Source organism: Photobacterium makurazakiensis (assembly GCF_050336715.1).
Classification (GTDB): domain Bacteria; phylum Pseudomonadota; class Gammaproteobacteria; order Enterobacterales; family Vibrionaceae; genus Photobacterium; species Photobacterium makurazakiensis.
Genome location: NZ_JAKJSJ010000009.1, coordinates 43,937 through 60,669, shown reverse-complemented (window position 1 = coordinate 60,669; position 16,733 = coordinate 43,937). Strand labels below are relative to the sequence as shown.

Sequence of the window (16,733 nt, the reverse complement as noted above, 5' to 3'; positions counted from 1 at the left end):
TCTAATACAGAATAGAAGGCAATGTGTTTTACGTGATTTAGCTACTTCATCGCCTATGTATCTACTTTTAATCATGCAGCGGGGGTATACCAGTAATAACTCTAAAGGTGTAGACAATGCACCAGCGAAGGAAAAAGAGGCTAGAGGAAGGAAGTATGAGCGAGATAGCCAATGGTAAGGGTGGTGGTGAGACTTTATTAAAGGGAGCCTCTCTGAGTGAAACGGTGTATCAGTATGTGTTGGGTGCGATCCGAGAGGGGAACTACCATCCTGGTGAGCGCGTTCGAGAATCGGAGATCTGCCAAACTTTAAACGTCAGTAGAACACCAGTTCGAGAAGCCTTCCGTCGTCTACAATCGGAAGGTCGACTAATTGTAGAGCCTCAACGCGGTGCAGTTGTGGCGGAGCTTGATCACCAAGAAGTTGCTGAACTATACGCATTGCGGCAGGAGCTAGAAACCATAGCCGCTAAATTTGCAGCGCAGTATGCTTCAGATGCAGAAATAGCAACGATGGAATATATTCTGCAGCAGAGTGAAAAAGTGAAACATGATCACCGAGCACTCAACCAAGTTAATTGGGAGTTGCATAATACTATCTACAATAGTGGTCATAATCGCTTTTTAACCAAAGTCTTTCATACACTTTCTGACTCTATGGCATTGCTACGTGGTAGCAAATATATTCCCGAAGGGAGGCCGGAAACGTTGCTCGCTGAACATACAAAATTAGTCGAGGCAATTAAAAGCCGAGATGTGGAAAAAGCGGGTTCCGCTGCGCGAGAGCATATTCAAAAGTCATTTCAGATCCACCTAGAAACCAAATTAAATATTTAGTTGAGCGGGTATCATCAGGTTTTCGATGGTGGCATGAATCTAAATAATTCAAGGCGTTGCCCTTTTGTCTCGGTATGCCTTGAATCACTTCTCTGAAACAAATTATTTGGCCTGCAAATTGTTGATGAGCTTTTACTCGATGTCAGTTTGGATCAAGAGTTAGTCGTCTTATCTTTTCTTCAATCCCAGCCGGCATAACTGCCGAAAGTCTTTCGGATTAATATCCGTTTGGCGTTTGAAAAACTTTGCCATGTTAGTCGCTTCATTGAATCCAAGATGGTTAGCAACATCTGATATGGAATATTGGCTAAAAGCAAGCAGACGTTTGGCTTCAACTAATACTCGCTCATCGACTAACTCTTTTACGCTCTGGCAGGCGTGATCACGGGCGAGTTTATCCAGCTGCTTGCTACTTTTGCCTAAGGCGAGTGATATATCTGCCACAGTCGGTCTGTCTTGGAAGTGCTCGTCGATATACTTTTTCAAGCGGTAGTACTCACTGTTGCCAACTCGTTGAGCATGATGGTACTGCTCTTGGTAAGTTGGAACGACAGCTTTAAGGATGATTGAGCGTAAGAGGTTGCGAATAACTTCATCTTGAAACTCTGAAGCTGATTGGAACTCACAAACTAAGGCGCTAAACAGTAACCCAATATTCTCACTTACATTACTGACGCAATTGATTTGCCCCATGGCTGCAAGCATTAAGTCAAAGTAAGGGTCGGTATTGCTGGATGAGAGGAAACTACAATCAAAAGAAAGCACATATCCATCGACGGTACGTTGTTTGGCAAAAGCATGGATTTGGTTCTTACCAAGTACTAATAGTGTTCCAGCTCGGAGTAAATGCATTTTGTGTTCAACAAAATGCAGTCCTTCTCCTTCAGTGATATAAACAAGGGCACTGAAATTAAGCCGATGAGGGCGAGAAACGGTTTCTATTCCCCGAATTCGATAGAGATCTGATATCCGATTAATAAATGGGTTTATTAGGTCGGCATCGCGTTTTAAGCGCTCTAGTGGTACACACTTGCTAGTCATTTCTCATGCCAGTTGCTTATCCAAATTCGTTTTACAAAAAGGCACTTAAACTGAATTTAAGTGCCCGATATTTAAAGATCACAAAGTCGCTACTTCAGTATTTCTCTTGAGCTAAATCTTTTGCCATTTGCTTGAAATCTATCTTGGGAGCTTCGTTTGTTTTTACTGGTACAGGTTCAACTTGGCGCGTGACGCTATGGATCACGGCATGTTGATCGTTATCACCAATCATTGCCATAAAGCTGGTGGATAGTTGCAACAAGATAATGACAGACGCCAAGCAATAAAAGGCGAGCGAAATACGATGTCTCATTTTGCGGCCTCCTTTTGTTTTCGTACGGAACGCTTCGGCTTTGTGAGTTGTTTTAGCCAATTTTTATTGAATACCACAAAGTCAGTTAAGGTATTGATCGGACACAAGCTTTGGCACCAAGGGCGTCGAACGATTAACGAGGTTAGGAGGATCATCACAGTTAATATAAATAAGTACATCCCACCAACCATGCCGAAAGCGATACCGAACGGTTCGTAAATAAAGGCAGCAGGATTTCTGAAGTAAGCGCCTAAACACAGTGTGACGAGGAGTAAAAATCGTGGAAACCAAATGAAAAATGTCTGACGAATAGGGGAGGCTTTGGCATTGCCAACCTTGGCCAAGCATTGCTGCACGGCTCCAAACGGGCATAGACTTTGGCAGTAGATATTGCGGTTGTAATAGAGGATGTAGCCTAAGCTCAATATCAATAAAATAAATGGTGTGTATGCGGCGACACCAGTTAACCAAGTTCCAAACATAAACCCGCCGATGGTTGACGCTGAGTAGAGCGAAGCGGAATGGAAACCAAAAATCAGAGTCGAGCCTGCCAGCAAACTGAAATTTAACTTCGTTTTATGCTCCGAACGGGTTCGGTTTACCCAAACAGCCATGGCGAAGAAAGCCAATGCTGCGGCATCGAGCCATTTAAGATAATGCCAAGCGGGTACTGCTTCGGTGAACTGATAGCCGTAAAGTTGTTCTCGAATAGGGTCCGCGGCATGGTTGAGCGCAAGGGTATAGGCATCGGAGGTGAGTGTGGCTCCAGAAACCGCATCTACAGAGAGCACCTTTTTAATGTTCTGCGCCAATAGCTTTTCAGGCAATTTCTGCTCGATAACTTTATCGAAATAAGAGGTTGTTTCCTTTGAATTGAGTAGCGCGATGGTTTCTACCTCACCGCTATTGGTGACCACAGTACCAACGGTTAAATCGCCGCCATAACCAACGCCAGTGCCGAAGCTAATCCACTTTATGGGGTCTGCAGTATCAGTATCGGTTGAGATAATTTTAAAGAGTTGTGGTGTCACTTCGAGCAGTTGCTCTTGGTTGCTCACCACAGAGTCGAAAAATTGGGCCTGAGCATTATTGGTACGAAGTCCGCCTAAGTACCAAGCAGTAAGAAGAGCCAAAATAGAGACAACACTCACTATCTTATCAAAGGTGTTATTACGCCGCACATGTGGCTGTCGTTTGGATCGTTGTAATTTGTGCTGCTGAACGATTGTTTGTTTTTCCATTGGTATTCAAAGCCACAAGAAGGCTCTTGTGGCTTGTTCCTTCTCTGATTTACCCGATAGTCAGGTCAAGTTAAGGYTTTAGGTTTCAAAGCAATAATGACCCTAAGTAAGATAGCGCCAACGATGATGAGCCCTGTACCGACAAAGCCAAGGAAATACCAACCGGCCATGCCTTCGTTCTCTCCAAGCAAAGTGAATGCGCCTGCAATAGTGAGAATGATTGATGCCCACCAACTACCTGCGAGTGTCCATTTCCACCAATTCATGCCGAGTTGATATTGCTTTGCCCATTGGTTAGCACCAGCGAAGACCAACACTTGAAGGGCGCCCAAGGCCATCCAGAACAGTGGATCCAATATGGTTGATTGTGGAAACATTAGAAGCCCTCCCAGTTACCGTCATAATCCCAAGTTTTCTCAACCTTGAGGTAGTCTTCACTGCGCAGCCATTCCGGTGGCTGGTGGTAACCCGCAAATCGTCCACCGTTCCAGTCGCCGTGGTACGCATCTGCTTCTGGGTAATAGAAGAAGTTATGCTGCATTGCCAGTAAGGTTTTGCGCGTTAGTCCTGTTGGGTCTCGTGGATCGGTCTCTTTAACCAATGCATGGATCCAATTGTTCTTACGGGTATATGGACATACCGCGATACAGACTCGACAACCCATGGCAGTTTCAGTTGGGCCTTGGCGCCACATGGTCCAGCAACTGTCTTGGTTGAAGTCGAACTTTCGGTAGCCGCGCACGACTGTATCGGGTTTATCGGCTTTGCTGATCGAGCCGCTTGGGCATGAGTCAGCACAGATTTTACATTCTTCACAGAAGTGCTTGATCTTGGTATCGATTGGTTTATCAGATTCCATGTCCAAGTCGGTGATCACTGCAGCAAGGCGGATATTTGGCCCCAACTCAGGCGTGAGCAGAATACCATTACGAGCAGCTTCGCCCATACCCGCTTGAATCGCGAGTGGGGGGACGACAATTTCGTAATCAGAGCCCGGCCATTGAGGGCGGGCGGCATAGCCTAATTCACCCAAGAAGGCTGCCATCAAGCCAGAAGCACTCTTAGCTCGGAAATAACCGTCATAGGAGGTTGAGTAACCAATGGAAGCATACATTGGATCCCAGTTCATTGGAGTACCGAAGATGATCACGTTTTTCCAGTGTTTTGGAATACTCTCATCCCAATCAGGCATGCCACGCATGGTATTTTTGAATACAAAGCTTGGGTCTAGCTTGGTAATTCCGACAATACTCATACCGAACTTAAATGCCATCTTCTTGATGAGTTCTGATGCATGTTTGGGCGATTTAAACGGCTTAGGCTCGCGTTTTACCCATTGGAAATCGACTTCATCAGGGTGTCCGTTGGGCTTAGGAGGAAAGTTACTGCTATTGCCTTTTAAGTAAGCTGCGGAATAGGCCCAAGCGAGTGCAAACCGGTCTCGATGTTGCTCAATATTTTGTTCGTGCTTGGCTTTTTCTTCGAACGATTGGTACATATCATCCCAACGTTCAGGGTGCCGGGAATAGTATTCTTTGACCCGCTCATTGGGAATATCACGCCAGTCTCGGGTCGGCACCCAGCCATTGCCCATCTCTGAGCCTAAAGCTCGGGTGCGGTGAAACAGGAAGTCGCTCCATTCAGGGCGGACTGGTTCGCTCACCACTTCCATCGTTGGTGGTACATCCACTCGGAAGGGCTCGCGGTTGAAATACATATCTTTACCTGCTTCGGTACGACCCCAGCCGACATTGGCATCCGGGTCGCGTCCTAGCACAAAGCCGGCTCCAGCGGCCGCTCCGACAGTGGCTGTCGCAGCAGCAACACCACCGAGCTTTAAGAAGTCGCGCCGCGACGTATCGGCAACGCCTTGTTCTGTTTTCTCTCTCACGTTTGCTCCCTGTGTGTTATACCAACCTACATAAATATTTGATCAGTATTGCAAGTTAAAATCGCTGTTCTCTGCGTTAGATATTTTGTAATTAGAGCCACTAGTTACTGCAATATCTGCCTTGATAACAACGATTTTTCCAGTGCAAATTCTGGATCAACTACTTATCCAGGTTGGTATTAGTTTAATTCGACAACATCGAGGCTCAGTTTCTTGTTGATGGTATTGATGAGCTCACGATGAGTAATTTTGTAGTGGGCTGATAACTTATTAAGGTCAACCATGATTTGCTGTGCTAGCCCCCATTGCTTGCTGTGGAAATAGCAGAGAAAAAGCTGCTCGAGACACCACTCGTCATGAGGTTCAAATATTAGGAGTTGCTGTAGGTCAGGTTCCAAATCGTCATAGCGTTTGAGATCGGCTTTGATATGGGTACGGATATTAAGTACATCAAAGTTGCTAGGATTGACGCTGAGATATTGATCTAACGCCTCAAGGGCTTCTTCGAGGCGTCCCTGTTGATAGGCACAAATTCCAGCTAACCGCACCAGCTCTATGGATGAAACGTTGTTGTCGAAGGCGCGGGTGACCCAGTTATCAGCTTGGTTGTTCGATCCCAGTGCCAAGTAGCTACTGATGGCGGTGATGTAGGTTGCAATCAGCGACTGGTCTTTGGTGTAAGCGAGTTCAGCTTGCTGGGCTGCAAGCTCGAAACTACCTTCTTGGTAGTACAGGCCAGCAAGGTTCTGATACCCGCCAACGAACCCTGGATCGGTCGTGATGCTTCGTTTGAAGTTCTCTTCAGCAAGTTCACTGTTACCAAGGTATAGGTGGGTAAAGCCGAGGTGACAGTACAGTAATGGGTTGCTGGCATTAAGTGTTATCGAGTCTTCAAACATTGATTTTGCCATTTCGTAATCACCTAGCTGTTGGTACACCAAGCCACAACTGGTTTTGAATTCGTCTTCTGTTAAAAGATGTTTGTGCTTATTGATGGTCACCATCGCGAGCTGGCACATTTGTGCAGCCATGAGTGTTTCGAACAAGAATTTTAGCTGGGTAGGGTTGAGTTCTAGCTTGGCTATCTCATCACTCATGACAAAGGTAAAAGCTTCATGCTCTAACCAGTCGCCATGACTCTGCTCTTGTGTCTCGTCCAAATTCCAATTCGCGTGTTGGCGATGTTGTTTTTTGGGAAACTGTACCTGCAGGAACAGCAGACGCTCATTGAGCGGTGTTAATACGTTGGTAGGCTCAGGGAGTTGCTCAATCTGCCCCTTGATATATTGGTAAAGCTCGATCCACTTACTGCTAATCATTCGAGTGTCCTTGGTGAAAGATCAGTATCAGTATTGGGGAATCATCTTATGGTCAAAAGGTATAAATTCACCCACTTAGGGTGGAAATTATCCCTTCGTGGTTAATTATGATTTTGATCAATAAATCAAAGGGCTATTGATTGTGCTGCGTGATAATGATGAACAGGTTGGAGGTTCAATAGGGCAGGGAAGTATGAGGTAACGCGATAATGTACGAGGTGCTTAGGTGCTTAGGTGCTTAGGTTGTAGAGGGAGTGGTACTCCCTCTAGCCATGGTTAATTTAATATACGGTTAGCAGCGGTTAATCAGGCAATATTATGGCTGTGGCCACCAGCATCTTTTAGCCAGTTGTGTAGGTGGGTTTGTAAGTCACCTAACTGATCTGGGCCGATAATGGCTAAGCCCAAATCTTGTGCGCGTACCAAATCATGGTGACGCAGTGGACGGAAGCTCACCAGCATGGCGCGTGCTTGCAGCCCGCCAAGAAGATCACGAAGTGATTCCAACTTGTACAAGGTATCATCACCATCGTCACGCATGCCTTTGGTTTTACACTCAATGATATGCAGCTTATTGTTTACAACGGTAGCAACATCAAGCTCATTACGTACTTCACGATCGCCGATTTTGCGGTAAACCTGAACACCTAAAGAGTGGTCCTGAATTGTCGGCAGTTCATTCTGAATCGCACGCACAGTACTGTGAACCAAGTTTTCTAACCATTCACCATTGGCGAAGCGGCGAGCTTCTTCATGCTTGAAGGTCAGAACGCCGTTGCTATACGTCGCTAATCCGGTTTCTTCAAGGTCGTTAAGCAGCATTGCCAACTCTTTATAGCCTTGCTGTTTTTCGCTTAATGCAACATCAAGCTTTTGTTCTTTACGACAGGTTGTCGCTAAGTAGTTAAGCGTTGCAAGTCCAGGACCGAGCTCAAGTGCTGAGCCTGCCCAGCGTTGGCCTAACTCCCAAAGTTGATCGTTAAGTGATTCGGGTACAAGATTTTCCGTAAACTCTGAGCGAGCACCAAAAATGGTCAGGTAATCTTCGAGCTGAATACGATCTTCGACTTGTTGCTGTTCGCGATCTGCAGGATATAACCAGCACATCTCATCGCTGTATGGTTCGATAACATAAATTGGCCAATGATAAGTACGGAATACTTCATAGGCCGAGAGTAGGCGATGACGTAAGCCACAGCTTGAGTTAAACCATACATCAGAGTCTTGTTGTTTGAGTCGTTCAGCAAGCTCGATGACACGTTTACGAATGCAGGTGATGTTGATTGAGTCAGGGATAACAAACAGCTCAGCCTTGATATTTCGAGGCGTTAAAATGGAAGCTAAGCGTTCATATTGTTCGCGCTGCGATTCTGTTCCGATAAATATCATTTTATCGGCAGGAATGTCGTGATCGAGTAACGGGGTGATCAACCTGACAGGGTCTTGATCGATAATGCCAACGTGAGTAATCATAATAATCCTTAAGCGTTCTTATCGCTCGTGCCGGCACAAAATAGAGAAACGAAAGATGGAAGCCTGTGCTCGGTAGTCTGCTGTTGCCGCTTTTATTCATCTAAACAATATTGTTTAGTATTAAAGGTAAATACCTTTGTTCTCGTATATATATGTAGACAGTTTTCTTGGTTTTCAAGCTAATATAACTGATTAAGTTTGCGATATATTGCTTTCTTTCAATCTAACGGAACAAACTTCAACTAATGTCTGCACAATGTAAGTTATTGTCAGAATTGATACAGAAATATAACCCTATTTTGGCTGCCATCGTTCGTAAACCACCATAGTTGATACTTACTCGAAAAAAAAGATTGAAATTATCGACTTGAAAGAGACAATAACGATGAACCTTTTATATAGACACCATTATGACTGAAAAGCTCACTATTTTAGATATTGCCAAATTAGCTGGTGTAGGAAAGTCGACGGTTTCACGCGTTTTGACCAATGATCCTAAGGTGAAACCTGAAACCCGTGAGAAAGTTGAGCGGGTGATCAAAGAGTCGGGTTATGTGCCGTCAAAATCAGCGCAATCAATGCGTGGCGGTAGTGCTAAAGTGGTCGGCGTTATACTCTCCCGTCTTGATTCACCATCAGAAAATAAAGCAGTGAGTGGCATTCTCGATGTGATCTACCGTGAAGGTTATGATGCGGTGATTATGGAAAGCCAATTTTGCGCTGAGAAAACCAATGAGCACCTTGAGGTGTTGAAAAAACGCCATGTCGATGGGGTTATTGTGTTTGGTTTTTCTGGTTGTGATCTTAGTTCAATTGAAGCTCTAGGCAATAAAGCGGTCGTGATTGCGGTTGATACCGACACCATTTCGTCGGTTGATTATGATCATAAGGGGTTGATTGAGTTAGCAATGCAGCAGCTGGTGGATCAGGGAAATCGCGCAATCAGTTATATTGGTGTTGACCCAAGTGATAAAACCACGGGTTTGATGCGTTTAAATGCCTATAAAGAACGTTGTGAAGTTTTAGGTATTCAGCCTTATTACCAAACAGGGCAACTGAGCTACGACAGTGCTTATCAAATTACCGATGATGTTCTGACTCCAGAGACCCAAGCTATCGTGTGTGCCAGTGATACCTTAGCGATGGGCGTTGCTAAGCGATTGCAGGACTTGGGGCGCACTGATATCAAAATCTCAGGGGTGGGAGCGACTGATCTGCTGTCTTTTATTTTCCCGAATACATTCAGTATTGATCCTGGCTATTATCAGGCAGGCTCTGCCTCGGCCCAACTATTGATAAAGCAATTAGCTGGACAAGAATCGGTGACACATTTGATCCAACAACCGACCTCGTAATAGGGTAGATCCTCTCTTTATCACGCACAAATTGGTGCCTATTCGCACCAATTTGATTATCTTCATAAGTTCGCTAAGTATAATTAAGTTGTGAGCTACCTCTCGTGATGGGAATGTTCCCATTTTAATGCGGGTAAATTTTTGGGATTATTGCATTATCAATTGGGAACATTCCCACTGGCGATTCATACAATATTCCTATTTTAATAACAATGGACTTCGGCATGAGTAAGATTAACCAACAGCAAGTTGACCGTTTGGTTGAGCTGATCGGTGGCAGCGAGAACATCGCAAGCGTTAGCCACTGCCTAACACGTTTACGCTTTGTTCTGGTAGATACTGAGAAAGCTGATATTAAAGCAATTGAAGCTATTTCAATGGTGAAAGGGTGTTTCACCAACGCAGGACAGTTTCAGGTCGTTATTGGTACTGAGGTCGATCAGGTTTATAAGATGCTAACGGCATCGACTGGTACTGCGACTGCAAGCAAAGAAGATGCGAAAGTGGCTGCTCGCCAGAATATGAGCTGGTTGGAGCGCGGTATTTCGCATTTGGCAGAAATCTTTGTTCCTTTGCTACCCGCGATTATTACTGGCGGTTTGATTCTTGGTTTCCGTAACGTCATTGGTGACATCCGAATGTTTGATGGCCAAACATTAACGGAGATCAGCCAGTTCTGGGCAACAGTACACTCTTTCCTATGGCTGATTGGCGAAGCTATCTTTTTCTTCCTGCCTGTTGGGGTATGTTGGTCTACGGTGAAGAAGCTCGATGGTACGCCCATTCTGGGTATCGTGTTGGGTGTGACGTTGGTGTCGCCGCAATTAATGAATGCATACCTGATTGGTCAGCAAGTTCCCGAAACATGGGACTTTGGCTTGTTTGTTATCGAGAAGGTTGGTTATCAAGCGCAAGTGATCCCCGCCATGTTGGCAGGCGTCGCGTTGGCACTGATTGAAACTAACTTGAAGAAAATCATTCCAGCTTACTTGTATCTTGTGATTGTACCGTTTGTTTCTATCATTATTTCTGTAGTACTGGCTCACGCTTTTATCGGCCCGTTTGGTCGTATGGTTGGTAACGGTGTTGGCTATGCCGCGCAAGCTGCTATGACTGGGGATTTTGCGATACTCGGTGCGATGGTGTTTGGCTTCCTCTATGCCCCACTTGTTATCACAGGTATTCACCACACTACCAATGCCGTTGACTTGCAGTTGATGCAATCGATGGGCGGCACCCCAATTTGGCCTTTAATTGCACTTTCTAATATCGCTCAGGCTTCTGCTGTTGTTGCCATTATCATTATCAGTAAAAAAGAAAATGAGCGTGAAATTTCAGTACCAGCAGCAATTTCTGCCTATCTCGGTGTTACTGAGCCTGCCATGTACGGCATTAACCTGAAATATAAATTCCCAATGCTCAGCGCAATGATCGGTTCTGGTTTGGCTGCGGCTATCTGTGGTAGCGCAGGTGTGATGGCGAACGGCATTGGGGTTGGTGGTTTGCCGGGTATCTTATCAATTCAGCCGCAATATTGGTTGATTTTCCTTGTCGCGATGGCTGTCGCAATTGTGGTTCCGATTGCACTGACTCTGTTCATGTATAAGCGCGCTGAGGCAAAAGGTGAGCTAACAGAAGCAACAGCGTAACAACGTTTTACTATAGCCAGCAGCTTGCTGGCTAATTTACTGATTCAAATTTTAAGTGTGCAGGTTTATATGATGAAAGAGCAACTTGAATGGTGGCGTACCGCGACTATTTATCAGATTTACCCTAAAAGCTTTTGTGATAGTAGTAACAAAGGCACGGGCGACATAAAAGGGATTATTTCGAAGCTCGATTATCTGCAATTACTGGGTGTTGAGGCCATTTGGCTAACACCCGTGTATCAATCACCAATGATCGATAATGGTTACGATATTTCTGATTATTACGCCATTAACCCGCAGTTTGGCAGCATGGCTGATTTTGATGAGTTACTGGAAAAAGCACATCAGAAGGGCATCAAAATTGTCATGGATATAGTGGTTAACCATACCTCTACTGAGCATGCTTGGTTCCAGTCGGCATTGGGGGACAAAAATAGCCCATACCGCGATTACTATATATGGAAAGATCCAGTTGATGGCTGCGAACCAACCAACTGGCAGTCAAAATTTGGTGGAAATGCATGGGAGTTGGATGAAGAAACTGGCCAATACTTCCTGCACCTTTTTGCCAAAGAGCAGGCAGACCTGAATTGGGAAAACCCAAAAGTACGAGAAGAAGTTAAAGACGTGATCAGCTTCTGGGCTGAAAAAGGCGTGGATGGCTTCCGCTTGGATGTGATCAACCTGATCTCCAAGCAGCAAGACTTCCTTAATGATGATATTGGCGATGGCCGCCGTTTCTATACTGATGGTCCGCGAGTTCATGAGTACCTTCAAGAGATCAGTGAAGCAGTGTTCCAAAAATACGGATCGGTGACCGTGGGTGAAATGTCATCGACCACCCTTGAACATTGCCAGCGGTATTCCTCGAAAGATGGTAAAGAACTTTCGATGGTCTTCAACTTCCACCACTTAAAGGCTGATTACCCGAATGGTGAAAAGTGGACCAAAGCACCATTTGATTTTCATCAGCTGAAAAGTATTTTCAATCATTGGCAAACGGGCTTGAACGGTAATGGTTGGGGGGCACTATTTTGGTGTAACCACGATCAGCCACGGGTTGTGAGCCGTTTGGGCGATGATAAAAATTACCGCGTCGAGTCGGCAAAAATGCTAGGGGCATCAGTACATATGATGCAGGGGACGCCATATATTTTCCAAGGGGAAGAGATAGGCATGACCAACCCAGCTTACACTTCTATTCATCAATACCGAGATGTAGAAAGTACGAACATGTATGACATCATGGTGAATGAACAGGGTGTATCAGAACAAGATATGTTGGCGATTTTGGCGCAGAAATCGCGTGATAACGCCCGTACGCCAATGCAATGGGATAGCAGCCAATACGCTGGTTTTTCAACAGCCCAACCGTGGCTTGAAGTGGCAGCAAATTACCCTGAGCTTAATGCCAAAGTGGCAGTGGCTGATGAGAACTCAGTATTCCATTTCTATCGCCAGCTGATTCAGTTACGTAAAGATATTGCAGTGATCACCGATGGTGATTATACGGATTTGATGCCTGAGCACGATCGCATTTTTTGCTACAAGCGTGAGTCTGAAAGCCAGATATTATTATGTATAAATAACTACTACGGTGAAGGCGTTAACTGTGAATTGCCTTCTGAACTTGATGTGTCCAGCGGAGTTTGCCTATTGTCTAACTATCCGAGTTCGATGGCTGTGACCCAAAGTAACCTGTTTAACATGAAGCCTTACGAGACAAGAATTATTGTCATTACTAAGTAGCATGAACGCTAATGAAAAGGCGCCGTTTGGCGCTTTTTTATTAACTAAATTACACGGGGAAAGCTCATGATGCCATCGCCATATAACCTGGTGGCGGCGCAGTGGTGGCTGCCTTTTTAAGGTGATAATATTCATTGATACGAGCATGGGCCTTTTCAACTTTTCCAGACAATGGGCGCGCTGCAGGATAGGGACGGTCACCCCAATAGAACTGATAGAAGGTTTCAAAGCTGCGAGCTATTCGATTGGGAGTCGACTCGCGAAGGCAGCTTTCGATCACTTTCCAAGCGGAGCCGTTAGGCGTTAAGTTAGGTTTAACCTTAGTAAAATATGCAGCTATCCACCGACCTCGATCGAGTGGTTTATTCAGATATATTCCAATGGCTGTATGGGATAATATGTTCATTAGCTCATCTGCATTGGTATTGAGTTCTTGTTGAGTTTCTAAAATATATTTCAAAGGAGTCATTATCCATCCTCTCACTTTATCTTCATTAAAGAAGACATACCTTATTGGTCATGATTAACATATATTGAAAGCTGATTTTTAATTCTGGTTTGTATATTTATAATTATCCTCATAACTATATTAAAGAATAGTGAGTGGTTAATATGCTATAACGACTTTCTCGGAAACGATAAATGTTTATATGAACTTTTATATAAGTATTACTGCTTTCATCACTACATGAGAGTATTCGTTCACCTCAATTTCAGATGGCATCTTTTTCGTTTCTTTTTTGATAAGAGAGATCTTAAAGTCTTTAATATCAGGGTAATGCGTTTTTAACGACATTCTGGTTATGTCACTGGCTCTAAGCGGATGGTCGGAGGAATAATGAAAGTTGCTATTTGCCATTTTCACCTGGAAATTAAACGTTTCTAGATTACGCGAAGCTTGAATAGAGACATCAATAAAAGCAGGGAAGTAATAGGCGTAGACAGTTAATTCTGTATGAGTGCCAGATTGTTCTCTTACTTGGATGTCTCTTATTTCGACTGACCCTTTTGTTGCAATATCATTAGACACCAATAACTCTTCTACAGCGCCTGCGCGAGATTTTGAAAAATCGGTAACAAGCTTGTAATTTCTGCTATCTATACAGGTGGAATAGAGTACTGAGTTTTCTGACTCAAATACTTTTACGACTGTTGATTCCATTGTTTCTTCTCATACATGGTGATTTAAACGCTATACAGCGAGCCTATTGAGAGGAAGAAGTCAGCCTTCTGAACCTTGTTTATTAATACGAGTTTCAAAGTAGCATGATTCTTGGAGGTAAGATGTTCATTTTTTTATAACACTATATTTAGAATAACTAACGTGAACAATAGTGTTATTTATGCATCAAGAAGAAAGGAGTATTTGGTCTGATATAGCGTTAGTGGTCATGTATAGAAGTAATATTTTCAAAGGTAAAACTGACTATGGAACGGAACAGTCAGTTTTACCTTTTTAGGAGATTGCTCTTGGGGGACGAATAATGGCCTAGACGGTTGGTACTTGCGAAGCCAATAGCCAAATAGCCAATACAAAGAAGATCAGGCCCATGAATTTGTGCTGATTAGTACGGAACTTCTCGTTTTTCAGCAGGGGCTGGCCGAGGCTGCCTATCATGGTAACTAAGAAAAGGTTGAATAGCAGGCCAAGTACATTCAGCAGTAGGCCAAGTACAAGCATTTGCTCACCTGAGGTTGCCGTTGTTTGAGTTGATACAAACTGGGGCAAAAATAGTACAAAGAAAATCAGTGCTTTCGGGTTTAGCAAATTACTGATCACCGCACGGCGGTATAGCGTGGTTGCAATACTTTTGCTTTCTTCAACATCAGGCGCATCAGATGGTTGGGTACGCATACAATCCCAACCCATCTTTAGTAGGTAAGCACCGCCGAGTACACGTAATACTTGCAATGCAATTGGGTTCATGGCGATCAATGCTGAGACTCCCATCGCAGCAAGCAATGTTAAGATAATGCCAGAGGTTGCATTACCAAGGCTTGCAAACACGCCGACCTTTTTACCATAGCTAAGGCTAGAGCTGACAATCAACAACATGTCTGGGCCTGGGATCAGTAAAAGGGCAACAACGGCGGTTAAATATACAGGGAGAATAGTTAGATCGATCATCACAATAAGCTGGTTGATTTACAAGGAGCTGGATTCTAGCGGTAAATGCAGGGTAAATGAACTGTTTTGCTGTGATTGGGTGGAATTTGATTCCGTCCTTATCATAAACTATGGTTTGGTGTTCTGATGTTGTGTATTACTTAATCAGCCATGGTTAAATGTTAAATTAGATGTCGTCATTTATTACAATCATCCAACAGTGACTTAAACAGGTTGGTACTAAAGCCGAAAGCGAAAAATGCTACAATAGGTCATATCCCATTTTCTCGATAGCCTGACGATTTCTATCGGTACCCATATTCTAAAATCTTATTATTTGCTAGAGAAACAAAATGATTAGCTGGCTACATGCACCTGAAAACCCATTGATTGCTAAATATATAGAGTGCTATTGGTTTTTAGAGCGAACACCTGACAACGATGGTTCACAATACCCTAAGTTGAACCCCGATCCCTGTGCACATTTAATCATTGCCCCTGAGGTGCAAGATTATCATTACGCATTATCGGATAGTACTCAGCAAGGGCAAGGTAGCCATTGGCTATGTCCACATAGCCAGACTTATCAGATGGATCATTCAAAGCCGGTTGTGATTTTAGGGATTAAGTTTCATCCCGGTGCATTATATGCGCTAGGCATTTCTGCTACGCAGCCAGCTTGTGATCAAGTCTATGATCTTGTATTGAGTGATTTATTTGATGATGAATTATTCAATAGCGAAAAATTATTTACGAATGCTCGTACAAACCCAGTACTGTGCCAAACTCAGCTAGAGCACTACTTGATCCCGCTGCTTGAACAGGCTAAACCAGATAGGCACAGTGAACTTGTTCATCAGGCGCTGCCATTATTAAATGATACTCCCATCTCCCAGCTCGGAGACTTGCTGCATTGTTCGCAACGTACCTTAGAACGTAGTTTCCTGCGGGTAACAGGTATCACCCTCAAACAGTGTCAGTCGATGAACAAGTTAGATGCATTACTGACGTCGTTGTATCAGCAAGAGGCAAAGGACATTGACTGGACGAATGTCGCGCTTGAATTTGGTTTCAGTGATCAACCGCATCTTATTCGGTATCTTAAAAGCAGTATCGGGGTAACACCCAAGCAATATGCCAAGCAGCGTGATTTGGTCGTAGATGTCTACGGAGGCGTAGAGTCGATTTGATATTGTCGTTTTTGTTCAATCTTATTGATTTCGATGTCACTAATATCTGCTTTTATAACGAGGGCGGCACACTAGCACCGCTCAACGATAATGAATGAAAGTAGAGCACAATGAATAAAGTAATTAGACAATATCAAGCAAACGACTTAACAGATTTACTCGACGCATGGGAAAGTGCATCAAGAGTTGCGCACCCCTTTATGACGGAGGCTTTTTTTGAACAAGAACGCCATAACATTCCGAACCTCTATATTCCGAATGCTGACACTTGGGTGGCCGTTGCTGAGGGTAAAGTTGTCGGGTTTATCGCGTTAATTGGTAATGAGGTCGGCGGTATTTTTGTTGACCCAAGCCTACATGGTAGCGGTTTAGGTAAAGCCTTGATGAATAAAGCACAATCGCTACACGGTAATTTAGTCGTACAAGTATTTAAAGAGAACAGTATTGGTCGCCATTTCTATGATCGCTATGGTTTCGAGTTTGTCGAAGAAAGCATCTGGGAAGAGACGGGTGATACTTTGTTAAAGTTAGCTTTCACTGCTAAATAAAAGAAGCCTTCCTGTGGTTAA

General features: G+C 44.0%; 16 protein-coding genes. 6 read left to right on the top strand and 10 right to left on the bottom strand.

Annotated features, from left to right (window positions below; all coding sequences use genetic code 11):
• The first annotated feature begins 155 nt into the window (after positions 1-155).
• Positions 156-836, top strand: a complete 681-nt coding sequence (locus tag L4D09_RS00625) for a GntR family transcriptional regulator (RefSeq protein ID WP_428455552.1) — start codon at positions 156-158, stop codon at positions 834-836.
• Between the two features lie 168 nt (positions 837-1,004).
• Here L4D09_RS00625 and L4D09_RS00620 read toward each other — a convergent pair whose 3' ends face one another.
• The 7 genes from L4D09_RS00620 to L4D09_RS00590 all read right to left on the bottom strand — a co-directional run bounded on the left by L4D09_RS00620 (position 1,005) and on the right by L4D09_RS00590 (position 8,114).
• Positions 1,005-1,877, bottom strand: coding sequence for an AraC family transcriptional regulator (locus L4D09_RS00620; protein ID WP_428455551.1), 873 nt, complete (start codon positions 1,875-1,877; stop codon positions 1,005-1,007).
• A gap of 94 nt (positions 1,878-1,971) precedes the next feature.
• Positions 1,972-2,190 (bottom strand): hypothetical protein, encoded by a 219-nt coding sequence (locus L4D09_RS00615; RefSeq protein WP_428455550.1) that lies wholly within the window; start codon positions 2,188-2,190, stop codon positions 1,972-1,974.
• Positions 2,187-3,431, bottom strand: coding sequence for an FMN-binding protein (locus L4D09_RS00610; RefSeq protein ID WP_428455549.1), 1,245 nt, complete (start codon positions 3,429-3,431; stop codon positions 2,187-2,189). Before L4D09_RS00610 ends, L4D09_RS00615 begins: the two co-directional genes overlap by 4 nt.
• A 65-nt stretch (positions 3,432-3,496) precedes the next feature.
• Positions 3,497-3,808: a hypothetical protein gene (locus tag L4D09_RS00605; protein ID WP_428455548.1), complete on the bottom strand. Its 312-nt coding sequence runs from the start codon at positions 3,806-3,808 to the stop codon at positions 3,497-3,499.
• Positions 3,808-5,322, bottom strand: coding sequence for a reductive dehalogenase (locus L4D09_RS00600; RefSeq protein WP_428455547.1), 1,515 nt, complete (start codon positions 5,320-5,322; stop codon positions 3,808-3,810). Before L4D09_RS00600 ends, L4D09_RS00605 begins: the two co-directional genes overlap by 1 nt.
• A gap of 179 nt (positions 5,323-5,501) precedes the next feature.
• Positions 5,502-6,641 carry a tetratricopeptide repeat protein gene (locus tag L4D09_RS00595; protein WP_428455546.1) on the bottom strand — a complete coding sequence of 380 codons (1,140 nt, stop codon included), beginning with the start codon at positions 6,639-6,641 and terminating at the stop codon, positions 5,502-5,504.
• A 306-nt stretch (positions 6,642-6,947) separates the two neighbouring features.
• Positions 6,948-8,114, bottom strand: a complete 1,167-nt coding sequence (locus L4D09_RS00590; RefSeq protein WP_428455545.1) for a Card1-like endonuclease domain-containing protein — start codon at positions 8,112-8,114, stop codon at positions 6,948-6,950.
• Positions 8,115-8,524: 410 nt separating this feature from the next.
• Between L4D09_RS00590 and treR the strand changes: the two genes are divergently transcribed.
• From treR to treC, 3 genes are all read left to right on the top strand, one after another.
• A complete protein-coding gene (treR, locus tag L4D09_RS00585) occupies positions 8,525-9,469 on the top strand; it encodes a trehalose operon repressor TreR (RefSeq protein WP_428455544.1) in 945 nt (314 codons plus the stop codon).
• A gap of 224 nt (positions 9,470-9,693) precedes the next feature.
• Positions 9,694-11,118 (top strand): PTS trehalose transporter subunit IIBC, encoded by a 1,425-nt coding sequence (treB, locus tag L4D09_RS00580; RefSeq protein ID WP_428455543.1) that lies wholly within the window; start codon positions 9,694-9,696, stop codon positions 11,116-11,118.
• Between the two features lie 69 nt (positions 11,119-11,187).
• The gene (gene treC, locus L4D09_RS00575) at positions 11,188-12,867 is read left to right on the top strand and encodes an alpha,alpha-phosphotrehalase (RefSeq protein WP_428455542.1); all 1,680 of its coding nucleotides are present in this window, start codon (positions 11,188-11,190) and stop codon (positions 12,865-12,867) included.
• A gap of 64 nt (positions 12,868-12,931) precedes the next feature.
• Here treC and L4D09_RS00570 read toward each other — a convergent pair whose 3' ends face one another.
• From L4D09_RS00570 to L4D09_RS00560, 3 genes are all read right to left on the bottom strand, one after another.
• Positions 12,932-13,336: a hypothetical protein gene (locus L4D09_RS00570; protein WP_428455541.1), complete on the bottom strand. Its 405-nt coding sequence runs from the start codon at positions 13,334-13,336 to the stop codon at positions 12,932-12,934.
• A 189-nt stretch (positions 13,337-13,525) separates the two neighbouring features.
• Positions 13,526-14,029 carry a hypothetical protein gene (locus tag L4D09_RS00565; RefSeq protein ID WP_428455540.1) on the bottom strand — a complete coding sequence of 168 codons (504 nt, stop codon included), beginning with the start codon at positions 14,027-14,029 and terminating at the stop codon, positions 13,526-13,528.
• A gap of 327 nt (positions 14,030-14,356) precedes the next feature.
• Positions 14,357-14,995: a LysE family translocator gene (locus L4D09_RS00560; protein WP_428455539.1), complete on the bottom strand. Its 639-nt coding sequence runs from the start codon at positions 14,993-14,995 to the stop codon at positions 14,357-14,359.
• 332 nt (positions 14,996-15,327) lie between these two features.
• Between L4D09_RS00560 and L4D09_RS00555 the strand changes: the two genes are divergently transcribed.
• Positions 15,328-16,164: a helix-turn-helix domain-containing protein gene (locus L4D09_RS00555; RefSeq protein WP_428455538.1), complete on the top strand. Its 837-nt coding sequence runs from the start codon at positions 15,328-15,330 to the stop codon at positions 16,162-16,164.
• Positions 16,165-16,274: 110 nt separating this feature from the next.
• Entirely contained in the window at positions 16,275-16,712 is a 438-nt protein-coding gene (locus L4D09_RS00550) for a GNAT family N-acetyltransferase (protein WP_428455537.1), read from the top strand.
• Positions 16,713-16,733: the final 21 nt, after the last annotated feature.

Bases quoted from the DNA above. Each gene is read 5' to 3' on its own strand.
- L4D09_RS00625 (WP_428455552.1), top strand. From the start codon at position 156: ATGAGCGAGATAGCCAATGGTAAGGGTGGTGGTGAGACTTTATTAAAG.
- L4D09_RS00620 (WP_428455551.1), bottom strand. From the start codon at position 1,877: ATGACTAGCAAGTGTGTACCACTAGAGCGCTTAAAACGCGATGCCGAC.
- L4D09_RS00615 (WP_428455550.1), bottom strand. From the start codon at position 2,190: ATGAGACATCGTATTTCGCTCGCCTTTTATTGCTTGGCGTCTGTCATT.
- L4D09_RS00610 (WP_428455549.1), bottom strand. From the start codon at position 3,431: ATGGAAAAACAAACAATCGTTCAGCAGCACAAATTACAACGATCCAAA.
- L4D09_RS00595 (WP_428455546.1), bottom strand. From the start codon at position 6,641: ATGATTAGCAGTAAGTGGATCGAGCTTTACCAATATATCAAGGGGCAG.
- L4D09_RS00590 (WP_428455545.1), bottom strand. From the start codon at position 8,114: ATGATTACTCACGTTGGCATTATCGATCAAGACCCTGTCAGGTTGATC.
- treR (WP_428455544.1), top strand. From the start codon at position 8,525: ATGACTGAAAAGCTCACTATTTTAGATATTGCCAAATTAGCTGGTGTA.
- treB (WP_428455543.1), top strand. From the start codon at position 9,694: ATGAGTAAGATTAACCAACAGCAAGTTGACCGTTTGGTTGAGCTGATC.
- treC (WP_428455542.1), top strand. From the start codon at position 11,188: ATGATGAAAGAGCAACTTGAATGGTGGCGTACCGCGACTATTTATCAG.
- L4D09_RS00570 (WP_428455541.1), bottom strand. From the start codon at position 13,336: ATGACTCCTTTGAAATATATTTTAGAAACTCAACAAGAACTCAATACC.
- L4D09_RS00565 (WP_428455540.1), bottom strand. From the start codon at position 14,029: ATGGAATCAACAGTCGTAAAAGTATTTGAGTCAGAAAACTCAGTACTC.
- L4D09_RS00560 (WP_428455539.1), bottom strand. From the start codon at position 14,995: ATGATCGATCTAACTATTCTCCCTGTATATTTAACCGCCGTTGTTGCC.
- L4D09_RS00555 (WP_428455538.1), top strand. From the start codon at position 15,328: ATGATTAGCTGGCTACATGCACCTGAAAACCCATTGATTGCTAAATAT.
- L4D09_RS00550 (WP_428455537.1), top strand. From the start codon at position 16,275: ATGAATAAAGTAATTAGACAATATCAAGCAAACGACTTAACAGATTTA.